At 74.5% G+C, this 14,252-nt stretch carries 14 protein-coding genes; 7 read left to right on the top strand and 7 right to left on the bottom strand.

The window, feature by feature from the left end; genetic code table 11:
- Positions 1-84 precede the first annotated feature (84 nt).
- Positions 85-495 carry a VOC family protein gene (locus CUT83_RS04535; RefSeq protein ID WP_101254576.1) on the top strand — a complete coding sequence of 137 codons (411 nt, stop codon included), beginning with the start codon at positions 85-87 and terminating at the stop codon, positions 493-495.
- Between the two features lie 60 nt (positions 496-555).
- On the opposite strand, the gene CUT83_RS04530 is transcribed toward CUT83_RS04535, so the two are convergent.
- On the bottom strand, positions 556-1,473 hold the full coding sequence (locus CUT83_RS04530) for a LysR family transcriptional regulator (protein WP_101254575.1): 918 nt from the start codon (positions 1,471-1,473) through the stop codon (positions 556-558).
- Positions 1,474-1,526: 53 nt separating this feature from the next.
- Between CUT83_RS04530 and CUT83_RS04525 the strand changes: the two genes are divergently transcribed.
- Positions 1,527-3,038 carry an FAD-binding oxidoreductase gene (locus tag CUT83_RS04525; RefSeq protein WP_240958040.1) on the top strand — a complete coding sequence of 504 codons (1,512 nt, stop codon included), beginning with the start codon at positions 1,527-1,529 and terminating at the stop codon, positions 3,036-3,038.
- On the opposite strand, the gene CUT83_RS04520 is transcribed toward CUT83_RS04525, so the two are convergent.
- The gene (locus CUT83_RS04520) at positions 2,995-3,543 is read right to left on the bottom strand and encodes a GNAT family N-acetyltransferase (RefSeq protein WP_101254574.1); all 549 of its coding nucleotides are present in this window, start codon (positions 3,541-3,543) and stop codon (positions 2,995-2,997) included. The two genes, CUT83_RS04525 and CUT83_RS04520, sit on opposite strands and share 44 nt — an antisense overlap.
- 136 nt (positions 3,544-3,679) lie before the next feature.
- On the opposite strand from CUT83_RS04520, the gene CUT83_RS04515 reads away from it, so the two are divergent.
- Positions 3,680-5,725: a flavin monoamine oxidase family protein gene (locus CUT83_RS04515; protein ID WP_101254573.1), complete on the top strand. Its 2,046-nt coding sequence runs from the start codon at positions 3,680-3,682 to the stop codon at positions 5,723-5,725.
- An 88-nt stretch (positions 5,726-5,813) separates the two neighbouring features.
- On the opposite strand, the gene wrbA is transcribed toward CUT83_RS04515, so the two are convergent.
- On the bottom strand, positions 5,814-6,425 hold the full coding sequence (gene wrbA, locus CUT83_RS04510) for an NAD(P)H:quinone oxidoreductase (protein WP_101254572.1): 612 nt from the start codon (positions 6,423-6,425) through the stop codon (positions 5,814-5,816).
- Between the two features lie 451 nt (positions 6,426-6,876).
- Here wrbA and CUT83_RS04505 point away from each other — a divergent pair, with 451 nt between their 5' ends.
- Positions 6,877-7,947, top strand: coding sequence for a DUF368 domain-containing protein (locus tag CUT83_RS04505; protein WP_206606925.1), 1,071 nt, complete (start codon positions 6,877-6,879; stop codon positions 7,945-7,947).
- 106 nt (positions 7,948-8,053) lie between these two features.
- On the opposite strand, the gene CUT83_RS04500 is transcribed toward CUT83_RS04505, so the two are convergent.
- Together CUT83_RS04500 and CUT83_RS04495 are read right to left on the bottom strand one after the other, a co-directional pair.
- Positions 8,054-8,785, bottom strand: a complete 732-nt coding sequence (locus CUT83_RS04500) for a DUF5710 domain-containing protein (protein WP_101254571.1) — start codon at positions 8,783-8,785, stop codon at positions 8,054-8,056.
- 86 nt (positions 8,786-8,871) lie between these two features.
- Positions 8,872-9,732, bottom strand: coding sequence for a GNAT family N-acetyltransferase (locus tag CUT83_RS04495; protein ID WP_101254570.1), 861 nt, complete (start codon positions 9,730-9,732; stop codon positions 8,872-8,874).
- Positions 9,733-9,872: 140 nt separating this feature from the next.
- On the opposite strand from CUT83_RS04495, the gene CUT83_RS04490 reads away from it, so the two are divergent.
- From CUT83_RS04490 to CUT83_RS04480, 3 genes are all read left to right on the top strand, one after another.
- Positions 9,873-10,301, top strand: coding sequence for a helix-turn-helix domain-containing protein (locus tag CUT83_RS04490; RefSeq protein WP_101254569.1), 429 nt, complete (start codon positions 9,873-9,875; stop codon positions 10,299-10,301).
- 16 nt (positions 10,302-10,317) lie between these two features.
- Positions 10,318-11,088 (top strand): hypothetical protein, encoded by a 771-nt coding sequence (locus CUT83_RS04485; protein WP_101254568.1) that lies wholly within the window; start codon positions 10,318-10,320, stop codon positions 11,086-11,088.
- A 94-nt stretch (positions 11,089-11,182) separates the two neighbouring features.
- Positions 11,183-11,533, top strand: a complete 351-nt coding sequence (locus tag CUT83_RS04480; RefSeq protein WP_173915025.1) for a DUF2516 family protein — start codon at positions 11,183-11,185, stop codon at positions 11,531-11,533.
- A 93-nt stretch (positions 11,534-11,626) separates the two neighbouring features.
- Here the strand turns inward: CUT83_RS04480 and CUT83_RS04475 are convergent, their stop codons facing one another.
- Both CUT83_RS04475 and CUT83_RS04470 read right to left on the bottom strand, forming a co-directional pair.
- A complete protein-coding gene (locus tag CUT83_RS04475) occupies positions 11,627-12,856 on the bottom strand; it encodes a PP2C family protein-serine/threonine phosphatase (protein WP_240958042.1) in 1,230 nt (409 codons plus the stop codon).
- Positions 12,857-13,061: 205 nt separating this feature from the next.
- On the bottom strand, positions 13,062-14,195 hold the full coding sequence (locus CUT83_RS04470) for a C40 family peptidase (protein ID WP_420882438.1): 1,134 nt from the start codon (positions 14,193-14,195) through the stop codon (positions 13,062-13,064).
- Positions 14,196-14,252 lie beyond the last annotated feature (57 nt).

The raw sequence follows: 14,252 nt of genomic DNA, 5'->3' as shown, positions 1-14,252 counted from the left end.
GAACCGGCGTTCCCTGCCCTGCTCCGCAGGAGCTTCGTTTCCTCCCCGCCCCAAAGGACGGGGTATCCACGAAGGAGAGCCCCGATGACTTCCCAGCACAGCCAAAGCCCGTTCTCCGCACTCGGCCGTCTGACCGTTCTCGTCGACGATCCGGACGACGCCCTGGCGTTCTACCGTGATGTCCTCGGACTGCGCGTGCTGTACGACCGGACGGCGGGCGGCTACCGGTACCTGCACCTGGGCGTCCCCGGACAGGAGGGGGCCGGTCTGTGGCTGATGCCCGCCACCGGCGAGGAGGAACGCCGGCTGGTCGGACGGCAGACCGGCGGGCAGCCGCTGCTCGTCCTCCACACCGACGACCTGGGCGCGGTCGCCGACCGTCTGCGCGAGCACGGCGTACGGATGTGGGATCTGCGGGAGGGCGCGGACGGCGGATCGCTGCACTTCGCCGACCTGTACGGGAACGTGATCGTCGCGGCGCGGACACACGGCTGACGGCCCCGGCCCCGGGCCGGGCAGGCCGACCCGGGCAGGCCGACCCGGCCGGGCCCGGGCTCAGGAACGTCCCGGAGCGGCCGCCGGAGGCGGCATCGCCTCGCGCAGCCGGGCCAGGAAGGCCCGGGCCGCCGGCCCCGGGGGGCCGTCGGTGCGCCAGGCCAGGGCGATCCGGCCGCGCAGCCGCGGCCGTACGATCTCCAGTGCCCGCAGCCGCTCCCCGGCCTCCGCCGCCGAGCCCGCCGGAAGCACGGCGACGCCCAGGCCGCGGGCGGCGAGCTCGGCCAGGACGTGCGGCGCGGCGGCCTCGTAGCCGACGCGGGGCCGGATGCCGGCCGCGGCGCAGGCCCGGTCGAGCACGGCGCGCAGGCCGGTGCCGCGCGGCAGGCTGATCAGGGTGCGCTCGCCGAGCGCGGCCAGCGCCACGCTCGTACGCCCGGCCAGCGGATCGCCTGGCGGGACGGCCGCGACCAGCGGTTCGTCGACGACGATCTGGAGTTCGACGCCCGGCGGCGGCTCCTCGCCGGTGAGCCCGATCACCGCCACGTCCAGTTCGCCGCGCTGGAGCGCGGTGACCATCCGGTCCGAGACGTCCTCGGTGAGGGTGATCTCGACCTGCGGGTGGTCGTCGTGGAAGCCGGCCAGCACGGAGACCAAGTCGAGGTCGTGGGTGGCCGCGGCCGAGAACAGCCCGACCGTGACCCGGCCGCGCAGCAGCCCGGTGAACTCGTCCGCGGTCCGCCGCATGCCCTCGACGGCGGCGAGCGCGGCCCGCGCGTAGGGCAGCAGCGCCTCGCCCGCCTCCGTGGGGCGCACCGTGCGGCCGGACCGGTCCAGCAGCGGCTGGCCCAACTCCCTCTCCAGAAGGCGGATCTGGGCGCTGACGCCGGGCTGGGCGACATGCAGGCGCTCGGCGGCGCGGGTGAAGCCCGCCTCGTCCACCACGGCGACGAGGTAGCGAAGCTGCCGGATCTCCATAACCACTGATTCTAGCTTCAATACAGACCAGATCTTGGACTTATGGAAGGCCCGTGACCACGCTGGAGGGCATGGAACCCGCATCGCACAGCACCAGCACCAGCACCAGCACCAGCACCAGCACCAACACCACGGGCGGTACCGGCGGCACGGGCATCACGGGCAGCACCGACGGCATCCCCGCGACCACCGGCCCGGTCCTGCGGCCCGGCGACCCCGGCTACGACGAGGAGGTCTCCGGTTTCCAGACGGCCTGGACCCACCGCCCCGATCTGGTCGTCGGCGCGGCGGACGCCGAGGACGTACGGCTGGCCGTGGCGTACGCGGCCGGGCGCCGTCTGCCCGTGGCGGTGCAGGCCACCGGGCACGGGCTGTCGGTGGCCGCCGGGGGCGGGGTGCTGATCGGCACCCGGCGGATGACGGGCGTGAGCGTCGATCCGGTGCGCCGTACCGCGCGCGTCGCCGCCGGCGCGCGGTGGGGCGCGGTGGTGGCGGCCGCCGCCGCCCACGGCCTGGCCCCGCTCAACGGCTCCTCACCGACCGTCGGCGCCGTCGGCTACACCCTGGGCGGCGGTATCGGGCTGCTGGCCCGGCGGTTCGGCTATGCGGCCGACCACGTGCGCGCCCTGGAGGTCGTCACCGCCGACGGCCGACCGCACCGCACCGTCCCCGGCGAGGAGCTGTTCGGCGCCCTGCTGGGCACCGGCGGCAACTTCGGCGTGGTGACGGCCATGGAGACCGACCTCTTCCCCGTGCCCGCGCTCTACGGCGGGCAGCTCGTCTTCGGCGCCCCGCTGACGGAGCGGGCCCTGGAGGTCTGGCGGCGCTGGACGGCGGACGTGCCCGAGACGCTGACCTCCTCCGTCGCCCTGCTCTCCTATCCGGACGTGCCGGCCGTCCCCGCACCGCTGCGCGGCCGGTACGCCGCCTCGTTCCGGATCGTCCACAGCGGCCCGGCCGGGGAGGGCGAGCGGCTGGTGGCGCCGCTGCGGGCGGTCGGCGAGCGGCTCGTGGACGACCTGCGCGAGATGCCGTACGCCGAGTGCGACTCCATCCACCGCGACCCGCCCTTCCCGCAGCCCTACACCGCCACCAACGCCCTGCTGCGCGAGCTGCCGCCCGAGGCGTTGAGCGCGGTGCTCGACACGGTGGGGCCCGGCTCGCCCGTGCCCTGCGTCACGGATGTGCGCCACCTCGGCGGGGCGCTGGGCAGGCGCGGCCCGGCGGGGGTGGCCGTGGACCACCGGGAGGCGCAGTACATCGTGCGCGCCATCGCCTTCCCCGGCCCCCCGCCCGGCGGCACCGGGCACAGCCTCCCGCAGGTCCGCGAGCGGCTCGACCTGCTGCGCGAGGCCCTGGCCCCCTGGACGCTGGGCCACAGCCCGGCCTTCCTCTACGGGGACGGCGAACGGGCCGGCGAGACCCAGACCCGTGCGGGCTACGACCCGGGCGCCTACGAGCGGCTGGCGGCCCTCAAGGCCGTCCACGACCCGCACAACCTCTTCCGCTTCAACCGCAACATCAGGCCGGCCGGCGCCGATCCGTCAGCGGCAGCCGCGCCGTGACCGTCCCGTCCCCGCCGGTCTCCAGGCCGGCTCCGGCGGCCGCGAGCAGGCGGCGGGAGGCGGCGCCCGCCGCGTCCGTACGGGCGATCAGCCCGGTGGCGCCGGCGGCGCGGGCCTCGTCCAGGAGGAGGGCGAGCACCGCCGTGCCGACGCCCCGGCCGCGGTGGGAGCGGCCCAGCCACAGCCCGGCCTCGACCTCGCCCGGCTCCGGGGCGGGGGCCAGCCGGGCGGCCCCGGCGACCGTCTCCCGCGGCCGGCCGTCCTGATCCGGTTCCGTGACGAGGACGGCGTACACGGTCTCCGCCGGGTCGGCGCCCAGGGAGCGCGAGCGGTGGAAGCGGACGAACGCCTCGCGCCGGGCGGCCGTCCAGCCGGGACCGTCCTCCCCGGCCGTCGGCATCACCTCGCGGGGGTCGGCGTCGGCGGCGGCCGTGGCCGCCAGGGCGTCCAGCAGCGCCTCGTCCAGGCGGCGCAGGACGACGTGGGCGGGGCTCATGAGATCCATGGGGGCACACTGCCCCAGGCGCGCGCCGCCCCCCAACGGCTTTTCACACCCGAAAGCCGCTCCCGTACGGGGGAATCCGGCAGGTCCTGCCGTGCGCCGACGGCCCGCCGGGGCGGCGCGGCCTTAATCAGAAGCCATGGCCCCTCACGAAGACCATCACACCGCCGAAGCCGTCCCGCCGCTGTCGCGGCGGCGGTTCGCCGCCGGAGCCACGACGGCCGCCGCCGTCGCCGGGCTCGGCGCCGCCGCCCCTGCCGCACCCGCCGCCCTGCCCGAGACCCCCTCCCCCGAACCCTCGGGCGCCGCCGACCGGCAGGCCTGTCTGGCGGTGGCCCGCGCCATCCTCCTGCTGGACGAGGACGGCGCCGAGCTCGCCCCCCGGTACGAGAGGATCCTGCGCGGCGGCGGCCTGCCCCGCTCAGGCGCCGCGCGGACCGGCTCGCCCGGCGCGCCCGGCAAGAAGGTGCTGGTCGTCGGCGCGGGTCCGGCCGGGCTGGTCGCCGCGCTGCTGCTGGGTCGCGCCGGGCACCGCGTCACCGTCGTCGAGGCCAACGGCAACCGGGCCGGCGGCCGGATCAAGACCTTCCGCACCGGCGGCCACGAGGGCGCGGAACAGCCCTTCGCCGACCCCAGGCAGTACGCGGAGGCCGGGGCCATGCGCATCCCCGGCAGCCACCCGCTGGTCATGGGGCTGATCGACGAGCTGGGGCTGAAGCGCCGCCGCTTCCACCTGGTGGACGTGGACGCCGGCGGCGGGCCCGCGTACCGCACCTGGATCGCCGTCAACGGCGTCCGGGTGCGCCGCGCCGACTACGCGAAGGACCCGCGGGCGGTCAACCGCTCCTTCGGCGTGCCGGAGAAGTACCTGGACGTCCCCGCGGCTCAGATCCTGGGCCGGGCCCTGGACCCGGTGCGCGACGAGTACAGCACCGCCGGGCCGGACGGGAAGCGCGTGAACAAGCCGCTGCCGCAGTGCCTGGAGGGCTGGGCGCGGGTGGTCGAGAGGTTCGGCGGCTGGTCGATGCACCGCTTCCTGACCGAGCACGCCGGATTCGACGAGCGCACGATCGATCTGATCGGCACCCTGGAGAACCTCACCTCCCGCCTGCCCCTGTCCTTCCTCCACAGCTTCATCGGCTGGTCCCTGATCAACCCCGGCACCGTCTTCTGGGAGCTTCGGGGCGGCACCGCCACCCTGGTGGACGCGCTGCTGAAGGAACTGGAGGCCCTGAAGGTCCCGGTGCGCTTCGACCGCCGCGCCACCCGCGTCGAGTACCGCGGGGACGGGCGCGGCGAGGGTGACGGCACCCCGCACATCGGCGCCGACGGCCCGGCGGTGTGGATCGACACCGTCTCCGAGGGCCGCGACGGCGCCGTGGTCCGCGAGCAGTTCACCGGCGACTGCGCGGTCCTCACCGTGCCCTTCTCCGGGCTGCGGCAGATCCAGATCGCCCCCGCGCTGTCGTACGGCAAGCGGCGGGCCGTCACCGAGTTGCACTACGACAGCGCCACCAAGGTGCTGCTGGAGTTCAGCCGCCGCTGGTGGGAGTTCGACGAGGCCGACTGGCGGCGGGAGCTGGAGCGGGTGCGGCCGGGACTGTACGACGCCTACCGCCTGGGAAGGGCGCCGGACGACGGCAGCCTGCTGGGCGCGCACCCGTCCGTGCCGCGCGGTCACATCTCCGACGCCCAGCGCGTGCACTACACCGCCTGCCGCTGGATCTCCCGGGACCAGCCGGAGGCGGCGGGCGTGACCGGCGGCGGGTCGGTGTGCGACAACCCCAACCGGTTCATGTTCAACCCCTCGCACCGGGTCGAGGGCAGCGAGGGCGGCGTCCTGCTGGCCTCCTACAGCTGGGCGGACGACGCCCGGCGCTGGGACTGCCTGGACGACGAGGCCCGCTACCCCTACGCCCTGCGCGGTGTGCAGCAGGTCTACGGGCAGCGGGTGGAGGTCTTCTACACCGGCGCCGGCCGCACCCAGAGCTGGCAGCGCGACCCGTACGCGTACGGCGAGGCGGCCGTGCTGCTGCCGGGCCAGCACACCGAGCTGTTCCCGCTGCTGGGCCGCCGCGAGGGGCCGCTGTTCTTCGCGGGCGACCACACCTCGATCAGGACGGCGTGGATCGAGGGCGCCCTGGAGTCGGCGGTCCGGACGGCGCTGGAGGTCCACCGGGCCTGACGCGCCCTGCGCGGCCGGGTGGGGGCGGGTGGGGGCGGCCCGTCGCCCGCCCCCACCCGGCCCACCCGGCCGCCCGTACGGCGTGCCGTCAGCCCTCGCCCCTGAGGCGGCCCGCGACACGCACCACGCGCTGCGCCATGTGGTCGAGGGCGTCATACTCCGCGTCGGTGAGCGGGGCGTCGTTGTTCGGCCCGGTGACGTGGGAGACGCCGTAGGGGTTGCCGTCGACGAACTTCAGCGGGTCGGTGTAGCCGGGCGGCACCAGGATGCCGCCGAAGTGGATGAGGACGTTGTAGAGGGTCAGCAGCGTCGACTCCTGGCCGCCGTGGGCGGTCTGGGAGGCGGTGAAGCCCGCGTACACCTTGTCGGCGAGCAGCCCCTGCTGCCACTGCGGGCCGAGGGTGTCGAGGAACTGCTTGAGCTGGCTGGCGACGTTGCCGTACCGGGTGGGCGTGCCGAACAGCACGGCGTCGGCCCACACGATGTCGTCGGCGGTGGCCTTCGGCTCGTCCTTGGTGTTGTCGAAGTGCTGGTTCCACAGGGCGTTGGAGGCGATGGCCTCCTCCGGGGCGAGCTCGGCGACCTGCCGCAGCCGCACCTCCGCACCCGCCTGCCGCCCCGCCTCGGTCAGGCGCCTGGCCATCTTGTGGATGGTGCCGGTCGACGAGTAGTAGATCACGGACAGCTTGACATCGCTCATCTGGTTCCGACTCCTTGCCCGCGCCGGCGGCCGCTCGGGCGCGGCGCGTTCCGTTCACCGTCTGCCGATCGCCACCCTATGTTCCCTTAAGCACCTTTCGCCTGCTTTACGGCGCGGTGCGGTGGCGGCGCGGTGGCGCGGTGGCGCGGTGGCGCGGGAGGCACCCCGCGGTCCGCGGCCGGTGACGGGTTTCACACCGCGAGCCGGTCAAACCCCGCACCCTCCCGGCCGCCCGGACGTCGGCGATCGCCTGGAACCAGTCGCCCGTCCCCTCCCGTCTCCCCTCCGTCCGTTCCGCCCGAACCGTGCTGCCCCGGGAGGGACCGCGACCCTCCGGAGACCGGCGGGCCCCGGCATCGGGAACAATGTGTCTGCCACGCCCGCCCCGGCACTCCCGGGAACCGGCGCGCGGGCAGTCCCACAGCACTCGACCAGCACCGAAGGAGCTCTGGTGGGGGAAACCCAGCGACACAGAGCGGCAAAGCCGTCGTCCTGGCCGGCACACGGCCTCAACCTGGTGCGCGGCGCCCTGATCGGCACCGCGGAGACCGTCCCGGGCGTCAGCGGCGGCACCGTGGCCCTCGTGGTCGGCGTGTACGACACGGCCATCGGCTCGGCGAGCCGCCTGGTCACCGGCGTCCGGCTGGCGCTGGCCGACCTTCCCCGGGGGCGGGGGCTCTCCCGGGCCCTCCACGAGGTCCGCCAGGTCCAGTGGCGCGTCATCGTCCCGCTGGTGATCGGCATGTTCGCCGCGCTGGTGCTGATGGCCGGGCTGGTCGAGGGATGGGTCGAGGAGCAGCCGGTGCACAGCCGGGCCCTGTTCTTCGGTCTGGTGCTGGCCTCGCTGTGGGTGCCGTTCTCCCTCGCCTCACGGGCGCCGCTGCCCAACGGCGCCTCCTCCCCCTGGCGGCCGGGCGAGGTCCTCGTGGCCCTGGTGAGCGCGGCGGCGGCCTTCGTGATCGTCAGCCTGCCACCCGGTGAGGTGGAGGCCACCCCGCTGGTCATCGTGGCCGCGGCGGCGATCGCTGTCTCCGCGCTGGTGCTGCCCGGCCTGTCCGGCTCGTTCCTGCTGCTGACCTTCGGGCTGTACGAGCGCACCCTCTCCGCCGTCAACGAGCGGGACTTCGGCTACCTGGGCCTGTTCGCGTTCGGCGCCCTCCTGGGTCTGGCCTCGTTCGTCAAGCTGATGCAGTGGCTGCTGGAGAACCGGCAGCGCATCACCCTGGTGGTCCTGACCGGTGTGGTGGCGGGCTGCCTGCGGGCGCTGTGGCCCTGGCAGGACGAGGACCGGGCCCTCCTCGCCCCCGACGACCAGCTGGGCGCGGCGATCGGCTTCGCGGCGCTGGGCTTCGTCGTGGTCGCGGGGTTCGCCGTGGCCGAGCACATCACCAAGAACCGGCGTGAGGCAGCGGCCCGCGCGGCGGAGGCAGGCGCCGCGCCCGACGGCGCGGGCGGCCGGCACCGCGCGGGGGCGCAGCCGTACGCCGGCGCGGCTGCGCCCCGGCAGGACACCGAGGGCTGAGGCAGCCGAAGCGCTCTTCGAGGGGCGGGGAGGACACCGCCGGTGTCCTCCCCGCCCCTCGGCGTCTCCCCCGCCGGACACCGGCGGCGCCGCACCCGCCCGGAGGTCAGCGGGTTCGCCGGCCCCGGTCGGGCGGCTCTCCGGCGGGACGGAGAACCTCCCCGGGGACGCGGGCCCGATCCTCGGCTCCGGGCGGCGGAGCGAGGGCGACGCCGGCCCTGGTGAGAATTCCCAGATCCAGGCTCCAGGTGAACCGCGAGCGCCGCTCCCACAGCTCGAAGGCGGCCTCGACATGCCGCCGGGCCTGGGACCCGGTCATCCCGGTGACCGCCCTCAGGTGCGCGAAGGCCCGCGCCTCGAGACCGCGGACCTGCGCGTAGCCGAAGTGCGTGACGGTGTGGCAGTCGGTGCACAGGCAGATCAGCCGCCGGAGGGTCTGCACCCTTCTCACGTCGTCGAAGACCCAGCGTTCGTGCGCCTCCAGCCACCGCCCCGTCCCGCGGTCCTCCGCGGCCCCACAGATCTCGCAGCGCCGCCCGGCCCGCCCGGTGATCATCCGCCGGAGCCGCTCCCAGTCCCTGTCCGCCACACAGGAGCGGACGTTGGTGAACCAGCAGGTGCTGGGGACCAGGTCGACGAAGAGGCCGCTGCCGAGGGTCCGGTCCTCGCCGGGCAGCAGGTCGGGGACATCCGGGGCGGCCGCCCACCGCCCGAGGCCCTCCATGCCGGGGCGCGGCGCGTACCAGCGTCTGGCCGACGGGTCCCAGCGGGCCCCGTGCCGCTTCGCCTCGTCCTTCTCGGAGAACGGAACGTCCAGCCAGACGCGTTCGGTCGCCATGAGCCCCCTTCGTCCCGCTCCCATGGTGGCACGCGGGCCGCACGGCAGGAGCCTGAAACCGTGGAAGAGGGGCGCTTCGGCGCGGCTCACGAGAAGCCGTACACGGACCAGTCGGCGAGCGTGCGATAACCCAGGCGCCGGTAGAGGGCGTTGCTGGTGGGGTTGGACAGGTCCGCGAACAGCACGACGTCCCTCGCGCCCGCGGCCAGCGCGGCCCGGCTCACCTCCGCCGCCACGGCGCCCGCGTATCCGCGACCGCGCAGGTGGGCCGGGGTGTAGACGACGTCCACCTGGATCTGGCCGCCGATCAGCGGGTTCATGCCCGCGATGGAGACGGGGGTGCCGTCCGGCCTCTCCCAGAGCGTGTACCGCTTGTCGGCGTAGCGCGTGCTCGCCCAGGAGCCGGCGTCGACGCGGACGTCCTCCCCGACGGCCCTGGCGAACTCGCCGCACCAGAAGACGGCCTGCTCGAGGTCCTGCTCGCCCAGGACGCGCCCCCGGCCCGGCGGCAGCGGCTCCGGTGGGGCGAGCGTGCCGAGGCGGTACAGACGAAGCCGTGTGTCGCGAAGCTCCGGCGTCGCGCCGGTGTGCCGCCGCCATGCCTCGGCGAAGGCCGTGGCGGTGCCGTGGTCCGCGCTGACGCGGGAGAGGGGATGTCCCAGGTTCGCCAGGCGGGCGGCGAGGGAGTCCGCCTGCCCGGGCGTGAGCGGGGAGAGGCCCAGGGCACGGAGTGGGAGGCGGTAGAAGGTGGCGACGACCTCGCCCGCTCGCTCCAGCGCGCCGAAGAGGGGTGCTTCGGTGCCGAAGGCGGAGGTTCCGCGCACTCGCACTCTCTCGGCCCACGTCAACTGCATGACGTGCGGGCCGGGCCGGGAGCGCAGGAAGTCCCCGGCCCGGGCGAGGAAGTCCTCGACGTCTTCGGTCAGATGCCAGTCATCCGGTCGCATGCCCCATGCTCTCCCGCGCGGCGGGCACGCGTGCCGCGACTCCCGCGAACACACGACGCGGGACAGGGCCGGGACGCACCGAGCAACACTCCTGCAAGCACTTGCTTGCAAAAGTTAGCGGAGAGAGGCACTGTGGAGGCATGGCTTCACTGCATGTCGGCAATCTCGGCGAGTTCCTGCGGGAGCAGCGGCGCAGCGCGCAGCTGTCCCTGCGGCAGCTCGCGGATGCCGCCGGGGTGTCGAACCCGTACCTCAGCCAGATCGAACGGGGGCTGCGCAAGCCCAGCGCCGAGATCCTCCAGCAGCTCGCCAGAGCACTGCGGATCTCCGCCGAGACCCTCTACGTCCGCGCCGGGATCCTCGACGAGAAGGAGCAGGCGGGGCTGGAGGTGCGCAGCGCGATCCTGGCCGACACGTCGATCAGCGAGCAGCAGAAGCAGGTACTGCTCCAGATCTACGGGTCGTTCCGCAGGGAGAACGGCCACACCGAGGACGGACACACCGAGGACGCCTCCGGCCCGGAGGCCGAGGACGCCCCCTCCGCCGGCGCGAAGCCCCAGACCCCGTAACCCAGGAGGGACCCTCATGCCCGAGAAGACCGCCGGCGAGGCCGCCAACAGGACCGCGGACCTCCGCAAGGCACTGACCGACCCCACCCCGCTGTACTTCGCGGCGGGCGTGATCGACAAGATCCGCGAGACGGCGCCCGAGCGCCTGGCCGCGGTCAAGGACAAGGCCGCCGACCCCAAGGCCGTGCAGGAGCGCCTCGCCCAGCAGGCCAAGCAGACCCAGTCGCGGCTGACCACCGTGCTGTCCGGCTTCGACACCGATCTGAAGAAGCTGCGCGAGCAGGCCCAGCACCTGGCGCTCCAGAGCGTCGGGCTCGCCGCCGAGTACGCCGTCAAGGCACGCGAGGGATACGGCGAGCTGGCCGAGCGCGGACGCGGCGCGGTGGGGACGTGGCGCGGTGAGAAGGACGGCGGGAACGGAGAGACCAACGGCGCCGCCGGCCACGGGCTCCCGGTGAAGGGCGCGCGCAAGGTCGGCGAGGCCGTCACCGTCGAGGCGGGCGGCAAGGAGGAGAAGCCGCGCCCCAAGATGGGCGACACCCGCCGGGCCACGCCCGGCAGGGCCTCCACCTCGAAGACCGCCGCCTCGAAGACGGCCGCCTCGAAGACCGCGGCCTCCAGGACCGGTGCCGCGAGGAAGGCCGCCGCCGGGGAGACCCCCAAGACGGTCGCGAAGAAGAGCGCCGCCAGGAAGACCGCGGCGAAGCAGTCCGCCGCGAAGCGGTCCTCCTCCCAGAAGGCCGCGTCGCCGTCGGACAAGCTGCCCACGGACAAGCCGCAGGCGTGAACGCCGCCGGGACCGGGCACGCACTTCGTGTCCGGTCCCCGGGCCGGTAGCGTGGAGGGCCGACGACCGGCTCATGGACAGGATGGTGGCCAGCGTGCTGTTGGACGGTTTCTACGGGCTGATGTCCTGGGTGTTCCTGGGCCTGCTCATCTTCAGCATCTTCTGCTTCGTGGACGCCGTACTGCGCCGTGAGGACGCCTACCGCGCCGCGGACAAGAAGACCAAGGGCTTCTGGCTGATCATCCTGGGGATCACGGTGGCCGTGAACCTCTTCCTCGGGATGCTCTTCCTGACCATCGCCGGGCTGATCGCCAACATCGTCTACATGGTCGACGTGCGGCCCGCGCTCATCCAGGTCGGCGGGGGCGGCAGGGGCGGCCAAGGCGGCTTCCGCCGCGGCAGCAGCAGCGACGGCCCCTACGGCCCGTACAACGGCGGCCGCTGAGCCGCCGGGCGAACGGGCCGCCGGGCCGCCGGGGGCACCGACCGGGCCGGGCCGCGTGGCCCGGCCCGCCGCTCGTCCGCCGCTCGTCCGGGCTCAGCCCCGGTCGAGCAGCATCACCGCCACATCGTCCGTCAGCTCGTCGCCGTTGAGCTCCCGCACCTCGGCCAGTACGGCGTCCAGCAGCTCCTCGCCGCGCAGCCCGGCGGCCATCCGGTGGCCGACGATCCCGAGCATGCCCTCCTGGCCCAGACGCCGCTCGCCCTGGCCGACCCGGCCCTCGATCAGCCCGTCGGTGTACATCATCAGGCTCCACGAGCCGCCCAGTTCCACCTGGGTGCGGGGCCAGCGTGCCTTCGGCAGGACGCCCAGCGCCGGGCCGCCGCCCTCCTCGTGGTGCGGCAGCAGCCGCGGCCCGCGCCCGCCGCCCGCCACCAGCGGCGCGGGGTGCCCGGCCAGGCAGAGCCCGGCCCGCCGGCCGTCCGGCGCGATGTCGACGGTGCACAGCGTGGCGAAGATCTCGTCGCTGGAGCGCTCGTGCTCCAGCACCCGCTGGAGCGTGCTCAGGAGCTGGTCGCCGCAGAGCCCGGCGAAGGTCAGCGCACGCCAGGCGATCCGCAGCTCCACCCCCAGCGCGGCCTCGTCCGGGCCGTGCCCGCACACGTCGCCGATCATGGCGTGGACGGTCCCGTCCGCGGTGCGCACGGTGTCGTAGAAGTCGCCGCCGAGCAGCGCCCGGGAGCGTCCGGGCCGGTAGCGGGCGGCGAACCGCAGCTCCGAGCCGTCCAGCAGCGGGGTCGGCAGCAGTCCGCGCTCCAGCCGGGCGTTCTCCTGGGCCCGCAGCCGGGACTCGGTGAGCTGGCGCTGGGCCAGGTCCGCCCGCTTGCGCTCGACTGCGTAGCGGACGGCCCGGCTCAGCACCCGGCCGTCCAGCTCGTCGCGGAAGAGGAAGTCCTGCGCCCCGACGCGCACGGCCTCGGCCGCGCGTTCGGCGTCGTCCTCGGCGGTGAGCGCCAGTACCGCGTGCCGGGGCGCCATCCGCAGCACCCGGCGCAGTATGTCCAGCTCGTCCCCGCTCTCCTCCTGGGCGCCCCCGGCGGCGGTGCCGTCGGACAGCGCCAGGTCGAGCAGGATGCAGTGGACGTCGTCGGTGAGCAGCCGCTCGGCCTCGGTGAGGTTGCGGGCGGTGCGGACCCTCATCCGGCCCCCGGAGGCGTCGAGCAGCTCGGGGATGGCCAGGGAGCCCGCCGGGTCGTCCTCGACGACGAGCAGGGTCAGCCCGCCGGGGGGCCCGGAAGCCACGGGAGCACCGGGGGCACCGGCCATGGAGCCGGTGGACTGCCGCGGCAGTGCCACGGTCATCACCTCGTCGCCCATCGATACGGGCATGCCAGAATTCCTCTTCCCTCCCCCCGAGGGCACACAGGCGTCAGGGTGGAGACGCCCCGGGCGACCATAGCGGCCCCGGGGCCCTGCACGGAATGCCTTGTGGCATATGCCAAATGGCCGACGGGTGACCAACCAAGGCAGTCTACGCGTCGGGCCGCACCACACCGAGGATCGGCAGCGACCCCGCGCCCGCGGTGGTGATCTGCCGGCCGGTCCGCGGCGCGTGGACCATCACCCCGTCGCCGACGTACATGCCGACATGACTGGCGTCACGCTTGTAGACGATCAGGTCGCCCGGACGCATGTCGGTGATCTCCACCCTCGGCAGCACTCTCCACTGCTCCTGCGAGGTGCGCGGGATCCGCAGGCCCGCCGCCTCCCAGGCACGCAGTGTCAGCCCCGAGCAGTCGAAGGTGCCCGGGCCCTCGGCGCCCCACTCGTAGTCCTTGCCGATCTGGGCCATGGCGTACCCGACGGCCTTCCTGCCGCGCGCCGACGCCCTCTGGTCGATCTCCTCCAGCACGCCGGACTCCAGCCAGCGCGCCTGCCGGGCCCAGGCCGTCTCGTCCTCCAGTTCCCGCAGCCGCTCCAGCTCGTCGGCCTCCAGCCGCGACTCCAGCTTCTCGGCCTTCGCCAGCTCGGCCTCGATGTCCTTCTTGGCCCCGGCCTTGCGCTTGCGGTCGGCCTCCAGCTTCGCCCACCGGCCGGTGGCCTCGTCCGCGTACTCGTCGAGGTCCTCGTTGGCCGTCCGCAGTTTCGCGATCAGCCCCTTGGCCGCCTGGTCACCCTTGTGGAGCAGTCCGAGGTCGCGCAGGAAGTCCTCCGGGTCGTCGCCGAGGACCAGCCGTGCGGAGGGCGGCAGACCGCCGCCGCGGTACTGCGCGCGGGCCATCGCCCCGGCCCTGTCCCTCAGATCGTCCAGCTGCCCCCGGGTCCGCACGATCGCCCGGGCCAGCCGCACGATCTCGCGCCGCTGCTTCGCGGCCAGCTCATCGGCGGCGTTGTACTCCTCGGTGGCCGATTCCACGCCGTCGTGGAGCTTCTCGATCTTCTTGCGGAGCTTCTCCAGACGCGCGGTGGAACCCTCACCGGCGTCCTCGTCCGGCCCTCCCGCCTCCCCCGGCTTCTCCGTCTTACCGGGCTTCTCCGTCTTCCCGGGCCCAGGAGCCGCGGGCGAGGCCTGGGCGCCGCCCCGCCCCTTCGCGCCCGGCCCGCCCGGTTCCGCGCGGGCCGTTCCCGCCGGCGCCATCAGCAGCGCGAACTGCGCGCACACCAGTGCACAGACGGCCGCCCCCACGGACACGGCGCCCGCCGACGGCCTTCCACGGCGTGC

Origin of the sequence: Streptomyces barkulensis (genome assembly GCF_002843305.1) — a bacterium.
GTDB classification, from domain to species: Bacteria; Actinomycetota; Actinomycetes; order Streptomycetales; family Streptomycetaceae; genus Streptomyces; species Streptomyces barkulensis.
Note: the sequence above shows the minus strand (reverse complement) of the source record. Positions and strands in the feature narration are given on the sequence as shown.